The following is a 14,978-nucleotide window of genomic DNA, read 5'->3' on the forward strand; positions in this document are numbered from 1 at the left end:
CTCTCTTAATTCTTCGCGACGGCGGGTTGTTCCGTCGACGGCGCAATCGGTTCCCGCCAGCCGACAGCCAGGCCGTTGGCGTAGCGCAGATCGATCCGCGCAATATTCGTGATCTGTTCTTTCAACGTCTTGTCGTAAATGGCAATGAAACGGCGCATTTTTTCCACCAGGTGGTCGCGTCCCAGCAATAACTCGATGCCCGGGCCGGCACTGCCGGCACCGGTGGTCAGGAACCAGCTTCCACGCTCGCGCAATTCCAGCCGCGCAATCGAAAAGCCCAAGGGCCGCAGCATCTGGCTCAACACCTGATACTGCTGCATCACTTGCTGCTGAGCCCGCTGCGGACCAAACAGCTGCGGCAGATGCTCGTAGTTGGCCAGCTCGCGTGGCGCGAACGCCTGGCCCTGATTGTTCAGCAGGGCTTCTTCGCCCCAGCGCGCCACCGGCAATTGCTCTTCCAGGCGAATCACCACCTGATCCGGCCAGACCCGGCGGACTTCGGCGTGGGCAATCCATGGCATCTGTTCGAGCTCGGCACGCATGCTCGCCAGATCAATGGTGAAAAAGCTCGCCGCGACATAAGGCGCGATTCGCTGCTGCACCGCCTGTTGGCTGATGTAGCTGAGATCACCCTGCACCGCGATCTTGGTAATCGGTCGATCGGCATAGGGCATCAGGCGTTGCGCGCCCTCATACGTGCCGAACCCCAATGCAACCAGCAAAACCGGCCACATCAGGCGCTTGAAGAAACTGAAGTTGGCCTTGGGCAGGCGCGCCGACAGTGGCTCCTTGGCCACCATCCGGCTGGCACCACGCGGCACCGGCTTGCGGCCGGTGGCGGGTTGCTGATGACGTAACATCGCGCCTTGCATGGGATTAACCTCGCGCCTCTACGCTGGCGGCCAGAATCGCCAGCACCAATTGCTGGAAATCCAGGCCGGCAGCACGTGCTGCCATTGGGACCAGGCTGTGATCGGTCATGCCTGGCGCTGTGTTGACTTCCAGTAACCAGAATCGTCCTTCGGCGTCCTGCATCACATCGACCCGGCCCCAGCCGGAAATGCCGACGGCCTCGCAGGCCCGTGCGGTCAGGTCGATGAGTTCGGCTTCCTTGGCTGCGTCGAGGCCACACGGGATCCGATACTGGGTATCGTTGGCCACGTATTTGGCGTCGTAGTCGTAGAACGTGTGGGGGGTACCCAGGGCGATAGGCGGCAATACCTGATCACGCAGGGTCGCGATGGTGAATTCCGGACCCTGGATCCACTGCTCGACCAGGACTTGCGAGTCGTAGGTGCTGGCTGCTTTCCAGGCGACGATCAATTCTTCGACGCTGGACACTTTGGCCATACCGATACTTGAACCTTCATGGGCCGGTTTGACGATCAAAGGGAAGCCCAGTTCCGTCGCCGCCGAAATACAATCCGCCTCGCTCGCCAGTGTCGCGTGATGCGGTGTCGGAATGCCCAGGCTCTTCCAGACCTGCTTGGTGCGCAGCTTGTCCATCGCCAGCGCCGAAGCCAGAATCCCGCTGCCGGTGTAGGGAATGTTCAGGCATTCGAGCAGACCCTGCATGCTGCCGTCTTCGCCACCACGACCGTGCAGAATGATGAAGGCGCGATCGATTTTCTCGCTCATCAGGCGGCTCAACAGATCGTCGCCGACATCGATGCCGAACGCATCCACACCGGCGCTCTGCAGTGCCTGGAGCACAGCGTTGCCCGACTTCAGGGAAACCTCACGCTCGGCGCTCTTGCCGCCGAACAGCACGGCGACGCGACCGAAATCCTTCGGTGCGATCGTCGAAAACAGCTGATCGTAAGTGTTGACGGTCATTTCACCTTCCCCTGAGTGGCAACAGCACCCGCAAACAGCGGGCTTTTCAGTAATTGCGGCGCCAGCCCGCCGATATCCCCTGCCCCTTGGCAGAGCAGGATGTCGCCGGCACGCAGCAGCGGCTTGACCAGCGGCGCCAGCTCGACGCCACGCTCGATATAGATCGGGTCAAGCTGGCCACGCTGACGAATGCTGTGGCAGAGCTGACGGCTGTCCGCGCCGGGAATCGGCTCTTCCCCGGCCGGGTAGACTTCCATCAGGAGCAGTACGTTGGCGTCGGCCAACACTTGCACGAAATCGTCGTACAGGTCGCGGGTACGGCTGTAGCGGTGCGGCTGGTAGACCATCACCAGGCGCCGATCCGGCCAGCCACCGCGCACAGCCTTGATGACTGCGGCGACTTCGGTCGGGTGGTGACCGTAGTCGTCGACCAGCATCACGCTGCCATTTTCGACCGGCAGTTCGCCGTACACCTGGAAGCGTCGGCCGACGCCCTGGAAGCCCGACAGCCCCTTGACGATGGCTTCGTCGGTGATGTCTTCGTCAGTGGCAATGGCAATGGTCGCCAGCGCATTGAGAACGTTGTGGTTGCCGGGCATGTTCACCGACACATCCAGCGGCTCACGGTCGCGGCGCAGCACCGTGAAGTAGGTCTGCATGCCTTCCTGACGAACATTGATCGCACGCACGTCGGCGTCTTCGTTGAAACCGTAGGTAACGGTCGGACGTTTGACCTGCGGCAAAATCTCGCGCACCACCGGGTCGTCCAGGCAGACCACCGCCAGGCCATAGAACGGCAGGTTGTGGAGGAACTCGACGAAGGTTTTCTTCAGTTTGTTGAAGTCACCTTCGTAGGTCGCCATGTGGTCGGCGTCGATGTTGGTCACTACGGCGACCAACGGCTGCAGGTGCAGGAAGCTGGCATCGCTCTCGTCGGCTTCGGCGATCAGGTAGCGGCTAGTGCCCAGCTGCGCATTGGTCCCGGCCGCATTGAGTCGGCCGCCGATGACGAAGGTCGGATCCAGGCCACCGGCGGCAAATACCGAAGCCAGCAAGCTGGTGGTGGTGGTCTTGCCGTGGGTACCGGCAACGGCGATGCCGTGGCGGTAGCGCATCAGCTCGGCGAGCATCTCGGCACGCGGCACCACGGGAATGCGACGTTCCAGCGCATTGGCTACTTCCGGGTTGGAGGTGTTGACCGCGCTCGAAACCACCAGCACATCGGCAGCTGCCGCGTTCTCGGCACGGTGACCAATGAAAATCTCCGCACCGAAGGTTTTCAGCCGCTCGGTCACAGGCGAAGCTTTCAGGTCGGAACCCGAGACTTGATAGCCCAGGTTCAGCAGTACTTCGGCAATACCGCACATGCCCACGCCGCCGACACCGACGAAGTGGATACGACGGATACGGCGCATTTCCGGTTGTGGCATCGCTTTCTGGTTTTCAACCATGGGCCACCTCCAGGCAGATATCGACTACGGTGCGGGTAGCATCAGGTTTGGCCAGGCGCCGTGCGGTGCTGGCCATCGTGTTGAGTTTTTCCGGTTGCATCAGCACCTCGTTCAGGCGTTCAGCCAGTTCGGCTGCGCCAGTTGTCGCTTGTGGCATCAGGAAGGCAGCGCCTTCGCGAGCCAGATAGTTGGCGTTGTGGGTCTGGTGATCGTCGATCGCATGGGGCAAGGGCACCAGCATCGAAGGCAGGCCGGCGGCCGCCAGTTCACTGACCGTCAGCGCACCCGCTCGGCAGACCACCAGGTCTGCCCAGCCATAGGCCTGCGCCATGTCTTTGATGAACGGTGCCACTTGCGCCTCGACGCCAGCCTCGCGGTAGCGTTTGGCGGTCGCTTCATCGTGTTGCTTGCCCGCCTGGTGAAAGACTTCCGGGCGAGCGGCCTCAGGGACTTTCGCCAGCGCTTGCGGCAAGAGTTTGTTCAATGGCTCGGCCCCCAGGCTGCCGCCCAGGACCAATAGCCGTGGCTTGCGCCCGACCAGGGCCGGACGCGATGTTTCCAGAAACAATTCGGCGCGCACCGGATTACCGGTGGTGCGGCGCTTGCCCGAGGCGCCGAAGGTTTCCGGGAAAGCTTCGCAGACTCGACTGGCGAACGGCACCAGCAGCCGATTGGCGGTACCCGCCTTGGCGTTCTGTTCGTGAATCACCACCGGCACGCCGGACAACTTGGCAGCGACGCCACCAGGGCCGGTCACATAACCGCCGAAGCCGATCACACAGACCGGCTTCAATTCCTTCATGACCCGGCGCGCCTGGAGCACTGCCTTGACCAGGGTGAAAGGCGCCTTGAGCAGCGACAAACGCCCTTTGCCACGCAGGCCGGTTACCTGGATCAAGTGCAGGGGTATGCCCGCTTGTGGCACCAGTTCGTTTTCGATGCCGCGCGGCGTACCCAGCCAGTGCACGCTGTAACCACGTGCCTGGAATTCACGGGCGCAGGCCAGGGCCGGGAACACGTGTCCGCCGGTGCCACCGGCCATAATCAGCACGTTAGCGCCCATGGCTTGGCTCCTCGGCGAAGTCGCTTTCACTGAACTCCGTCTCTTCGCTGCCCAGGTGCGTGCGGCTCTCCCACTCGATACGCAGGAGCAAGCCCGCGCAGGCGCAGCAGATCACCAGCGAACTGCCGCCGTAGCTCAGGAATGGCAAGGTCAGGCCCTTGGTCGGCAAGAGGCCGACGTTCACGCCAATATTGATCAGGAATTGACCAATCCACAGAAACGCCAGGCCGTAGGCCATATAAGCAGCAAAGAACTGCTTGGCCTTTTCTGCCCACAAGCCGATATACATGGCGCGCACGCTGACGAACACGAACAGTGCCACGGTGGCCAGGGAGCCGATCACACCCAGCTCTTCGGCCAATACCGAGAATACGAAGTCGGTGTGCGCCTCAGGCAGGTAGAACTGCTTCTGCACGCTGTTGCCCAGGCCCACACCCAGCCATTCGCCGCGACCAAAGGCAATCAGTGCCTGGGTCAATTGATAGCCGGAACCGAACTGATCGGACCAGGGGTCGGTAAAGGTGATCAGACGCGCCATCCGGTAGGGTTGCGCCTGGACCAGGCCCACCACCGCCACGACCGCCAGTGCCACCATGAGGGTGAAGCGGAACAGGCCGACGCCACCAAGAAACAGCATTGCCGCTGCCGCGCCCATCATCACTACCGTGGCACCGAAGTCGGGCTCCATCAGCAGCAGGCCGGCCATTGGCAACAGCACGATGAAGGGCTTGAAGAAGCCCATCCAGCTCTCGCGGACTTCCTGCTGGCGGCGCACCAGGTAACCCGCCAGGTAAATCACCACGAACACCTTGGCAATTTCCGACGGTTGCACGTTGAAGAAGCTGAAGCCGATCCAGCGCATCGAACCGTTCACTTCCCGGCCGATACCCGGCACCAGCACCAGCACCAGCAAACCGAAGGCGCCCACCAGCATCAGCCAGCCCATGCGCTGCCAGGTCGAGATCGGCACCATCATGGTGGCAATGCAGGCGCCCACACCGAGCACCACGTAAACCAGGTGACGGATCATGTGATAGAGCGGGTTGCCCGACTGCACTGCAGCCACTTCCGAGGATGCGGAAGTGATCATCACCAGGCCAAGGCCAAGCAGGCCCAGGCAACCGGCCAGCATGGCGAAATCCAGGTCGATGCCCCGACCGCTGATCAGCGGCGATGGATAGGGCTTGATGATGCCAAGGATCATGACAAGGCCTCCACGGCTTGGGCAAACAGACGCCCGCGCTCTTCGAAGTTCTTGAACATGTCCAGGCTCGCGCACGCAGGAGACAACAGCACCGCATCGCCATCGCGGGCAAGCCCGGCACATTGCTGTACTGCTTCATCGAGTGTCTTGACCCGGATCAATGGCACGGCGTCGCCCAGGGCCGCGGCCAGCAACTCGGCATCGCGCCCCAGCAGCACCACGGCGCGGCAATGGGCCGCCACCGGTGCGCGCAAGGCGCTGAAATCGGCCCCCTTGCCGTCGCCACCGGCAACCAGCACCAGCTTGCCGGCGATGTCGGCGCCCAGCCCTTCGATGGCGGCGAGGGCCGCACCGACGTTGGTCGCCTTGGAGTCGTCGTACCAGGTCACGCCGTCGCGCTCACGCAACCATTGGCAACGGTGCGCCAGGCCAGCGAAAGTACGCAAGCTGGCCAGCATCGCGTCGAACGGCAGACTGACCGCGTGCCCCAACGCCAGCGCCGCGAGGGCATTGGACTGGTTGTGGGCGCCGCGGATTTTCAATTCGCGCACCGGCATCAGGTTTTCAAACTGAAATGCCAGGTATTTCTCGCCATTCTCTTCACGCAGGCCAAAAGCCTTGAAGTCCGGCTTGTTCAAGCCAAACGTCCAGCACGGCAGACCTTCACTCATCAGCGGCCGGGACAAGGCGTCCTGGCGGTTGACCACCACCTGCCGGGCACCCCGGAAAATCCGGTGCTTGGCCAGGTGATACGCCGGCAGACCGCTGTAGCGGTCCATGTGGTCTTCGCTGACATTGAGCACGGTCGCGACTTCGGCGTTCAACTGGTCGGTAGTCTCCAGCTGGAAGCTGGACAGTTCCAGTACATAGAGCTCGACGTCATCGCCGAGCAGGTCCAAGGCCGGCGTGCCCAGGTTGCCGCCCACGGCAACGCGTTTACCGGCAGCCGCGGCCATTTCGCCGACCAGGGTAGTGACCGTACTTTTTGCGTTCGAACCCGTGATTGCCACGATGGGCGCTTTCGCGTTACGCGCGAACAGCTCGATGTCGCCGGACAGTTTCACACCACGAGTGGCAGCCTGCTGCAACGCCGGAGTCGACAAGGCAAGGCCTGGGCTCACGTACAGTTCATCGGCGCGGCAGAGGAACTCCACGTCCAGCTCGCCACAACGCACTTCCACCTGAGGGTAGTCACGCCGCAGCGTCGCCAGCTCCGGTGGGTTCTCGCGTGTATCGGCCACCGCAAAGGCCACGCCCCGCTGCGCCAGGAAGCGCACCAGGGACATGCCGCTCTTGCCGAGGCCGACAACGATGCGGAAGTGGTCAGAAGCGATCAGAGACACTCGTTCTACCTCAGTTTCAGGGTGGCAAGACCAATCAGCACCAGAATCACGGTGATGATCCAGAAACGGACGATCACACGCGGCTCGGGCCAGCCCTTGAGTTCAAAATGGTGGTGAATCGGCGCCATGCGAAAGACACGGCGACCGGTCAGTTTGAAGGAAGCGACCTGAATGACGACCGAAAGGGTTTCCATCACGAACACACCGCCCATGATGAACAAGACGATTTCCTGGCGCACGATCACCGCGATGGTGCCCAGGGCAGCACCGAGGGCCAGCGCACCGACATCACCCATGAAGACCTGTGCCGGATAGGTGTTGAACCAGAGAAAGCCCAGGCCCGCGCCGATCAGCGCCCCACAGAAAACAATCAGCTCGCCGGCGCCCGGAACATAAGGAATCAACAGGTATTCGGCGAACTTAACGTTACCCGACAGGTAGCAGAAGATGCCCAGTGCGCCGCCCACCATCACGGTCGGCATGATCGCCAGGCCATCGAGGCCGTCGGTCAGGTTGACCGCGTTGCTGGAGCCAACGATGACGAAATAGGTCAACACGATGAAACCGGCGCCCAACGGGATGCTGGCATCCTTGAGCATTGGCAGGATCAGGGTGGTTTCGACGTTGCTGGGTGCCGTCATGTACAGGAAGATCGCCGCGCCCAGGCCGAACACCGACTGCCAGAAATATTTCCAGCGGCTTGGCAGGCCGCGCGAGTTCTTTTCGATGACCTTGCGGTAGTCATCGACCCAGCCAATGGCGCCGAACAGCAAGGTAACGATCAGTACCACCCAGACATAACGGTTGCTCAGGTCAGCCCAGAGCAAGGTGCTGATGGCGATGGCCGAAAGGATCAGCGCGCCACCCATGGTCGGCGTGCCGGACTTGGACAAATGCGATTGCGGACCATCGTTACGCACAGCCTGGCCAATCTGGCGAATCTGCAGGGTACGGATCATCCATGGGCCCAGGCAAAGGGCCAGGGTCAATGCGGTCAGCACACCCAGAATCCCGCGCAGGGTCAGGTACTGAAAGACCGCGAAGCCTTTGTAGAACTGTTGCAGATACTCAGCCAGCAGCAGCAGCATTAATGTTTCTCCCCGCTGGAACCGCACAACGCTGCCACGACGTTTTCCATCGCAGCGCTGCGCGAACCCTTGATCAAAATAGTGGTATTAGTGTCCTGCTCGGCGCTAACGGCCGCGATCAGGTCAGCTTGAGTAGCGAAATGGCGGGCATTTTCCCCGAAAGCCGCGACTGCATAGGCCATCAACGGGCCCACGGCATAGAGTGCCGAGACCTTGCCTTTGGCATAGGCGCCTACTTGTTCATGACCTTCCTGCGCCCATTGGCCCAACTCGCCGATATCTCCGAGCACCAGAACGGTGCGGCCGGAAAAGCCGGCGAGTATATCAATGGCCGCGCACATTGAGGTGGGGTTTGCGTTGTAGGAATCATCGATTACCCGCACACCCTTGCTGGACATTTGCGCGACAGTCCGGCCCTTGACCGGTTGCACGTTGTTCAGCCCTTCGGCGATGCCCTCGAGTGTCAGACCAAAGGCATGAGCGACAGCCGCAGCCGCCAGCGCATTTTGTACGTTGTGCGTTCCCAGCAGATTCAACTGAACGTGCGCGACACCGGACGGGCCATGCAGGTCGAACGCCGGGCAGCCCCGTGCATCGCGGGTCAGACCGCTGGCATTGAAGTCGGCCGCGGCGTTATCGAGGGCAAAACTCAGCACGGCATGCTGGCCGGCGCGCGCCTTCCAGATGGCGAATGCCTTGTCGTCCAGGTTGAGCACGGCGATGCCGCCCTCACCCAGGCCTTCGAGAATCTCGCCCTTGGCTTCGACAATCTTCTCGGGACCGCCGAATTCGCCGACGTGGGCGGTGCCGGCGTTGTTGATCACCACCACTTGGGGGCGAGTCAGACCAACGGTGTAGGCAATCTCGCCAATACGCGAGGCGCCCAGTTCGATGACCGCCGCCGTGTGCTCAGGTGCGATTTCCAACAGAGTTAGTGGTGCACCCAGGTCGTTGTTCAGGTTGCCGCGGGTCGCCAATACCGGACCACGGGTGCGCAGGATGCTGGCGAGCATTTCCTTGACGGTGGTTTTCCCACTGGAGCCAGTAATCGCCGCTACTTGTTTGGTAAAGCCGGCGCGATTGATAGCACCCAGCTGGCCCAATGCGACACGTGTGTCGGCCACGACCAGCTGCGGCAAAGTGCTGCCTGGGACTTCGCGCTCGACCAATGCGGCAACGGCGCCTTTGGCGGCCACGTCGTTCAGGTAATCATGCCCATCAAAACGCGGGCCGGTCAGCGCGACAAACAATTGACCGGCCGCAATTGCGCGACTGTCGATGCTGACACCGCTGAAGGTGCTGTCGGCGTTGACCAGGCGGGCCTGCAATGGCGCGACCAGTTCACTCAGGGAAAGAGGCTTAAGCATGCGCCACCTCCCAGGCTTTCAGAGCGTTGTCAGCCTCGACCAGATCGGAAAAGTCATGGCGTTGGCCGTTGATTTCCTGGTAATCCTCATGCCCTTTGCCTGCAAGCACGATAACGTCATCCACCGATGCGCCAGCAATCAATTGTTCGATAGCCTGGCCACGACCGGCTACGAAACGGACCTTGTCGGGCGCGGCAAAACCGGGACGAATATCGTCGAAGATGGCGTTGGGGTCTTCAGTGCGAGGGTTGTCATCGGTAACCAGCACACCGTCGGCCAGACGCTCGGCCACTTCGGCCATCAACGGGCGCTTGCCGCGATCGCGGTCGCCGCCGCAGCCGAACAGGCACAGCAACTTGCCCTTGGCGTGCGGACGCAAGGCTTCGAGAACTTTTTCCAGGGCATCGGGGGTATGGGCGTAATCGACCACCACCAGCGGCTGCGAACCACCACCAAGGCGCTGCATGCGCCCGACCGGGCCCTCCAGCAGCGGCAGGACCTTGAGAATCTCGTCCAATGGATAGTCCATACCCATCAAGGTACCGACTGCAGCCAAGACGTTGCTCAGGTTGAAGCGTCCCAACAGCGCACTGCGCAGACTGTGTTCGCCCTGGGCAGTGACCAGGGTTGCCTGTACGCCGCTGTCGTCGAAGTGTGCCTGGCGGCAATACAACGAAGCGCCGGCATCTTTCAGGCTGTAGCTGATCAGGCGCGATTCATGGGCCTGGCCCGCGAGCTCGCGACCAAACTCGTCATCAAGGTTCACCACTCGGCAACGCAGGTCCGGCCAGGCGAACAGACGCGCCTTGGCCTGGGCATAAGCCTCCATGCTGCCGTGGTAATCGAGATGATCACGCGACAGGTTGGTCATGACCGCGATATCGAATGCCAGCGCAGCAACCCGCCCTTGATCCAGGGCATGTGACGACACTTCCATAGCTACGGCGCCCGCACCGGCCTTTTTCAGGTCGTACAAGGTGGCCTGGACCGCAATGGGGTCCGGCGTGGTCAAGCGGCCGCTGACCAGTTTGCCGTAGAAACCGGTCCCCAGTGTGCCGATCAGACCGCAGTGCTTGCCCAGGCGATCCAGCGCCTGCGCCACCAGTTGAGTGACGCTGGTCTTGCCGTTGGTTCCGGTAACACCGACCAGTACCAACTGACGACTGGCATCACCATAGAATCGACCGGCAATATCGGAGAGCTGGGCAGCCAGGCCCTTGACCGGAATCAGCGGCACGTCGGTTATCGGCAGCACCGTGGCGCCTTCGGCTTCATAAGCTACCGCCGTCGCACCGCGCTGCAGTGCATCGGCGATATGCGCACGGCCATCGAATTTGCCTCCCGGCACAGCCAGGAACAGATCGCCAGCACGTACATTACGGCTGTCGAGGGTCAGCTCACGGATCAACCGATTGTTGCCGACCTGTGGAAATATTTTGCTCAGAGGCATAGTCATCAACCGCGCCCTCCTTTGGCGGGCGCAGCATCGGCTTGCTGCTGTGGAGTTGCCGTCGGCAGGTTATCTGGCGGCACGTTCATCAAGCGCAACGTGCCGGACATCACCTTGCTGAAGACAGGTGCCGAAATCAGACCACCGAAATAGGCGCCAGTGCCCGGCTCGTCGATAACGACGACGATGGCGTAGCGAGGATTGCTCATCGGTCCGAAACCGGCGAACAGCGAGCGGTAGGCATTTTCGGTGTAACCCTTGGAACCGACAGTCGCCTTACGCGCGGTACCCGACTTGCCGCCCACGTGATAAGCCGGCACTCTGGCGCGGAACACCCCTCGTGAATCCTCAATCACTTGCTGCAACATGCCCTGGATGGTTTTAGCGGTTTCGACCGGCATTACCTGGGCGGACTCTGGTTCCTTGTCGACCTTGAGAATGCTCAACGGCACCATGCGACCGTCGTTGGCCAGCGCCGCATAGGCATGCACCAACTGCAGCGCCGTCACCGACAGGCCGTAGCCGTAAGACAGTGTCGCCGTTTCGGCCTTCTTCCATTCACGATGATTCGGCAGGTTGCCGACACGCTCGCCCGGGAAGCCCAGGCCGGTGTACTGACCCAGACCCAGCGACGACATCATGCGATAGATGGACTCGCCACCGATATCGAACGCCACCTTGCTCATCCCCACGTTACTGGAGTTGATCAGAATGCCGGTCAGATCCAGGATCGGCCCTTCGGTCTTGGTAACGTCGCGAATGGTGTAACGGCCCAGTTGCAGGGTACCCGGATAGACTTCGACCTTGTCGCTCGGCTTCCAGCGGCCAGTCTGCAGGGCTGCAGTCATCGAAATCGGCTTTACCGTCGAACCTGGTTCGAACACATCGATGATGGCGCGGTTACGCATTGCTGCGGGGAACATGCTGCGGCGGTTGTTCGGGTTGTAGGTCGGCTGGTTGGCCATGGCCAGCACTTCACCGGTCTTCACGTCCATGATCACCAGGCTGCCGGCCTTGGCCTCGTTCTCGACGATGGCGTTGCGCAGTTCACGGCTGGCCAGATATTGCAGGCGCAGGTCGATGGACAACGCCAAGGCTTTGCCGGCCTTGGCGTTTTTGGTGACCTGAATATCCTTGATCAACCGACCTCGCCGGTCCTTGATAACCTGTCGCTTGCCGGGAACCCCGGCCAGCCAGTCTTCATAGGCCAGTTCGACGCCTTCGCGACCGTGATCATCGAGGTCGGTGAAGCCGACCATGTGCGCCGCCACATCACCGGCTGGATAGAATCGCCTGAATTCCTCGATGCCGTAGACACCGGGTACCTTGAGGTCGAGCACGACCTGCCCCTGTTCCGGCGTCAGCCCTCGGACCAGGTAGATGAATTCCTTGCTGGCCTGTTGTTCCAGGCGCTCGCTCAGCTGTTTGGGGTCTTGTCCCAGAGCAGCCGCCAATGCCGGCCACTTGTCCTTGGCCAGCTGCATTTCCTTGGGGTTGGCCCACAGGGTCGTGACCGGTGTACTGACGGCCAGAGGCTCGCCATTACGGTCGGTAATCAGGCCGCGGTGCGCAGGAATCGGGATGTGACGCAGGCTGCGAGCGTCGCCCTGCCCCTTGAGGAAGTCATGGTCGATCACTTGCAGGTCGACGATACGCCATGAGATGGCAGCCACCATCACTGCCAGCAGACCGAGCACCACACGAAACCGCCAAGGGTAAAGTGCACCTTCGAGTTTCATCATGGCGCCACCATGCGAACTTCAGCGGCGCCGGGGATACGCATTTTCAATTGATCGCTGGCCAGGGTTTCGATGCGGCTGTGCGCAGTCCAGGTACTCTGCTCGAGGATCAAGCGCCCCCATTCGGCCTGGGCCTTGTCACGTTCGTTGAGTTCCCCGTACAGGGTATTGAGCAACTGGCGATTCCAGTGGGCGCTGTACGACACTGCGATTGCGGAAACGAGCACGCCAACAAACAGCAGAAGCATCAGGAAGCTTCCGCCTGGCAGGGGCTTGGCAAATAGCCTGCTCACCGCAGCTTCTCCGCGACACGCATGACGGCGCTGCGCGAGCGTGGGTTGGCCTTGAGCTCGGCTTCGGATGCGAACTGCGCCTTGCCATGGATCTTGATCTTCGGATCGAACGCCTTGAACTGTACCGGCAGGTTGCGTGGCAGGTTGTCGGCTTCACCCTTGGCGAGCCGGCGCATGAACAGCTTGACGATTCGGTCTTCCAGCGAGTGGAAGCTGATCACCACCAGGCGACCGCCGATCTCCAGCGATTCCAGCGCGGCCTCAAGACCTGTCTCCAGGTCAGCCAGCTCGTTATTGACGTGAATTCGCAGCCCCTGAAATGCACGGGTCGCCGGGTTCTTGCCTTTCTCCCAGGCCGGATTTGCAACCTTGAGCACTTCGGCAAGATCGGCGGTGCGCTCGAAACGCTGGGTTTCGCGACGCAATACCACGGCACGGGCCATGCGCTTGGCAAAACGCTCTTCGCCGTATTCCTTGAATACCCGGGCAATCTCTTCTTCAGGCGCGGTAGCGATGAAGTCGGCCGCACTGATCCCGCGCGATGGGTCCATGCGCATATCCAGAGGGCCATCATTGAGAAAGCTGAAACCGCGTTCAGGGTCGTCGAGCTGCGGCGACGAGACGCCCAGGTCGAGCAATACACCGTTGACCTTGCCGGCCAGACCGCGCGCGGCGACTTCGGCACCCAGCTCGGCAAAACTGCGCTGCACAATGACAAAGCGGCCGTCTTCGGCCGCCAGCGCTTGCCCGGTGGCAATCGCTTGTGGATCCTTGTCGAAGCCCAGCAGTCGGCCTTCGGGCCCCAGGTGCTGGAGAATGAGGCGACTGTGACCGCCGCGCCCGAAGGTGCCATCCAGATAGCAGCCATCGGCGCGTACGGCGAGAGCCTCGACGGCTTCGTCAAGCAGTACGGTGATGTGGTTAAAGCCGCTATCTATAGTCACAGTATCAATTCACGCAGTTCATCAGGCATGGCGCCCGGTTGTTGAATGGCTACCAGGTCGGCTGCAGCGACAGCGTTCCAGGCGTCCTCGTCCCACAATTGAAACTTGTTCAGCTGCCCAACCAGCATCGCGCGCTTGTCGAGCCTGGCGTACTCGCGCAAACGCGGAGGAACCAGAAAGCGGCCACTGCCATCGAGCTCGAGATCAACCGCGTTGCCGATCAGCAAACGCTGCAGGCGGCGGTTCTCTTCACGCAATGAAGGCAAGGCGCGCAATTTGGTTTCAATAACTTCCCACTCGTCGAGCGGATATACACACAAGCAAGGGTCGACAGCATCAATGGTCACGATCAGCTGCCCGGAACTACGCGAATCCAGCTCGTCGCGATACCGGCTCGGCATAGCGAGACGGCCCTTGGCGTCGAGACTGATGGCGTTAGCTCCGCGAAACACGGCTGCGCTTCCTATATTTTAGCTTTTTGTGCCTGAAAAACCCACTTCATGCCACTTTCTGCCACTTGCGCACACTATAGGAATGCGCCTACCACACCGTCAAGGCGCGCACATAAGGAAAACCCTTACAGATCGGAGATTTAGGAGTGAAAAGGGGGTCAGGAGGGGGATTTTGCAGGTATTTCGACAAACAAAAGCGAGTTCACTCAGGGAGATAGAGAGCGAAGTTAAAGTAATTTATTAAGTGTAAGATTTTTTTGGTATTACAAATCGCGTCTGCTATTGAATCAAGCAGGAAGGGAAAAGGTGGAGAGTCGATCTGTAAGCCGGGTTCTGTCGAGGACAGTCATTCCTCTACGATGGCCATCACTGGACACCTTTAGCAACCTACCCGGTTCCAACGCGGGCCGCGCCATATGGAACCCTATTTGGTCTTGCTCCGAGTGGGGTTTACCTAGCCACGAACTGTTACCAGTCGTGCGGTGCGCTCTTACCGCACCTTTTCACCCTTACCGGCACCGAAGTGCTTAGGCGGTTATTTTCTGTGGCACTTTCCGTAGGCTCACGCCCCCCAGGCATTACCTGGCACTCCGCCCTATGGAGCCCGGACTTTCCTCCCCCCTCTTTTGCGGAACAAAAGAAGGCAGCGACTGTCCAATCGACTCTCCGCCGCGAAGGTTAACGGGAGCCGCGGCGAAGAACAAGCTTTATCCCTTCAGGTGGCTTTGTGCCAGTACTCATTGCTACT

General features: G+C 61.0%; 13 protein-coding genes and 1 other RNA gene. All 14 read right to left on the reverse strand.

Annotation, left to right across the window (positions count from 1 at the left end; translation table 11 throughout):
• Positions 1-5 precede the first annotated feature (5 nt).
• The 14 genes from F2S13_RS21095 to rnpB all read right to left on the reverse strand — a co-directional run bounded on the left by F2S13_RS21095 (position 6) and on the right by rnpB (position 14,896).
• Positions 6-872 carry a cell division protein FtsQ/DivIB gene (locus F2S13_RS21095; protein WP_166364405.1) on the reverse strand — a complete coding sequence of 289 codons (867 nt, stop codon included), beginning with the start codon at positions 870-872 and terminating at the stop codon, positions 6-8.
• A gap of 4 nt (positions 873-876) precedes the next feature.
• The gene (locus F2S13_RS21100; protein ID WP_166364407.1) at positions 877-1,836 is read right to left on the reverse strand and encodes a D-alanine--D-alanine ligase; all 960 of its coding nucleotides are present in this window, start codon (positions 1,834-1,836) and stop codon (positions 877-879) included.
• A complete protein-coding gene (murC, locus tag F2S13_RS21105; RefSeq protein WP_166364409.1) occupies positions 1,833-3,287 on the reverse strand; it encodes a UDP-N-acetylmuramate--L-alanine ligase in 1,455 nt (484 codons plus the stop codon). Before murC ends, F2S13_RS21100 begins: the two co-directional genes overlap by 4 nt.
• On the reverse strand, positions 3,280-4,350 hold the full coding sequence (murG, locus tag F2S13_RS21110) for an undecaprenyldiphospho-muramoylpentapeptide beta-N-acetylglucosaminyltransferase (protein ID WP_166364411.1): 1,071 nt from the start codon (positions 4,348-4,350) through the stop codon (positions 3,280-3,282). Before murG ends, murC begins: the two co-directional genes overlap by 8 nt.
• Entirely contained in the window at positions 4,340-5,554 is a 1,215-nt protein-coding gene (gene ftsW / locus F2S13_RS21115; RefSeq protein ID WP_166364413.1) for a putative lipid II flippase FtsW, read from the reverse strand. The genes murG and ftsW overlap by 11 nt, the downstream gene beginning before the upstream one ends.
• Positions 5,551-6,897, reverse strand: a complete 1,347-nt coding sequence (gene murD, locus F2S13_RS21120; protein ID WP_166364415.1) for a UDP-N-acetylmuramoyl-L-alanine--D-glutamate ligase — start codon at positions 6,895-6,897, stop codon at positions 5,551-5,553. Before murD ends, ftsW begins: the two co-directional genes overlap by 4 nt.
• Positions 6,898-6,902: 5 nt before the next feature.
• The gene (gene mraY / locus F2S13_RS21125) at positions 6,903-7,985 is read right to left on the reverse strand and encodes a phospho-N-acetylmuramoyl-pentapeptide-transferase (RefSeq protein ID WP_166364417.1); all 1,083 of its coding nucleotides are present in this window, start codon (positions 7,983-7,985) and stop codon (positions 6,903-6,905) included.
• Complete coding sequence (locus F2S13_RS21130) at positions 7,985-9,352, reverse strand: UDP-N-acetylmuramoyl-tripeptide--D-alanyl-D-alanine ligase (RefSeq protein WP_166364419.1); 1,368 nt, start codon at positions 9,350-9,352, stop codon at positions 7,985-7,987. Before F2S13_RS21130 ends, mraY begins: the two co-directional genes overlap by 1 nt.
• Entirely contained in the window at positions 9,345-10,808 is a 1,464-nt protein-coding gene (locus F2S13_RS21135) for a UDP-N-acetylmuramoyl-L-alanyl-D-glutamate--2,6-diaminopimelate ligase (RefSeq protein ID WP_166364421.1), read from the reverse strand. Before F2S13_RS21135 ends, F2S13_RS21130 begins: the two co-directional genes overlap by 8 nt.
• The gene (locus F2S13_RS21140; RefSeq protein ID WP_166364454.1) at positions 10,808-12,541 is read right to left on the reverse strand and encodes a peptidoglycan D,D-transpeptidase FtsI family protein; all 1,734 of its coding nucleotides are present in this window, start codon (positions 12,539-12,541) and stop codon (positions 10,808-10,810) included. Before F2S13_RS21140 ends, F2S13_RS21135 begins: the two co-directional genes overlap by 1 nt.
• On the reverse strand, positions 12,541-12,834 hold the full coding sequence (ftsL, locus tag F2S13_RS21145) for a cell division protein FtsL (RefSeq protein ID WP_166364423.1): 294 nt from the start codon (positions 12,832-12,834) through the stop codon (positions 12,541-12,543). Before ftsL ends, F2S13_RS21140 begins: the two co-directional genes overlap by 1 nt.
• Entirely contained in the window at positions 12,831-13,778 is a 948-nt protein-coding gene (gene rsmH, locus F2S13_RS21150; RefSeq protein WP_166364425.1) for a 16S rRNA (cytosine(1402)-N(4))-methyltransferase RsmH, read from the reverse strand. Before rsmH ends, ftsL begins: the two co-directional genes overlap by 4 nt.
• On the reverse strand, positions 13,775-14,230 hold the full coding sequence (gene mraZ, locus F2S13_RS21155; protein ID WP_166364427.1) for a division/cell wall cluster transcriptional repressor MraZ: 456 nt from the start codon (positions 14,228-14,230) through the stop codon (positions 13,775-13,777). Before mraZ ends, rsmH begins: the two co-directional genes overlap by 4 nt.
• 306 nt (positions 14,231-14,536) lie before the next feature.
• Positions 14,537-14,896: RNase P RNA component class A (gene rnpB / locus F2S13_RS21160), an RNA gene on the reverse strand.
• Between the last annotated feature and the right edge of the window lie 82 nt (positions 14,897-14,978).

The sequence above is a fragment of the Pseudomonas akapageensis genome (assembly GCF_011355085.1).
GTDB classification, from domain to species: Bacteria; Pseudomonadota; Gammaproteobacteria; order Pseudomonadales; family Pseudomonadaceae; genus Aquipseudomonas; species Aquipseudomonas akapageensis.

Coding starts and splice junctions, on each gene's coding strand:
- murC (WP_166364409.1), bottom strand. CDS start 3,287: ATGGTTGAAAACCAGAAAGCGATGCCACAACCGGAAATGCGCCGTATC.
- F2S13_RS21135 (WP_166364421.1), bottom strand. CDS start 10,808: ATGACTATGCCTCTGAGCAAAATATTTCCACAGGTCGGCAACAATCGG.
- murG (WP_166364411.1), bottom strand. CDS start 4,350: ATGGGCGCTAACGTGCTGATTATGGCCGGTGGCACCGGCGGACACGTG.
- ftsW (WP_166364413.1), bottom strand. CDS start 5,554: ATGATCCTTGGCATCATCAAGCCCTATCCATCGCCGCTGATCAGCGGT.
- F2S13_RS21130 (WP_166364419.1), bottom strand. CDS start 9,352: ATGCTTAAGCCTCTTTCCCTGAGTGAACTGGTCGCGCCATTGCAGGCC.
- F2S13_RS21095 (WP_166364405.1), bottom strand. CDS start 872: ATGCAAGGCGCGATGTTACGTCATCAGCAACCCGCCACCGGCCGCAAG.
- F2S13_RS21140 (WP_166364454.1), bottom strand. CDS start 12,541: ATGAAACTCGAAGGTGCACTTTACCCTTGGCGGTTTCGTGTGGTGCTC.
- F2S13_RS21100 (WP_166364407.1), bottom strand. CDS start 1,836: ATGACCGTCAACACTTACGATCAGCTGTTTTCGACGATCGCACCGAAG.
- mraY (WP_166364417.1), bottom strand. CDS start 7,985: ATGCTGCTGCTGCTGGCTGAGTATCTGCAACAGTTCTACAAAGGCTTC.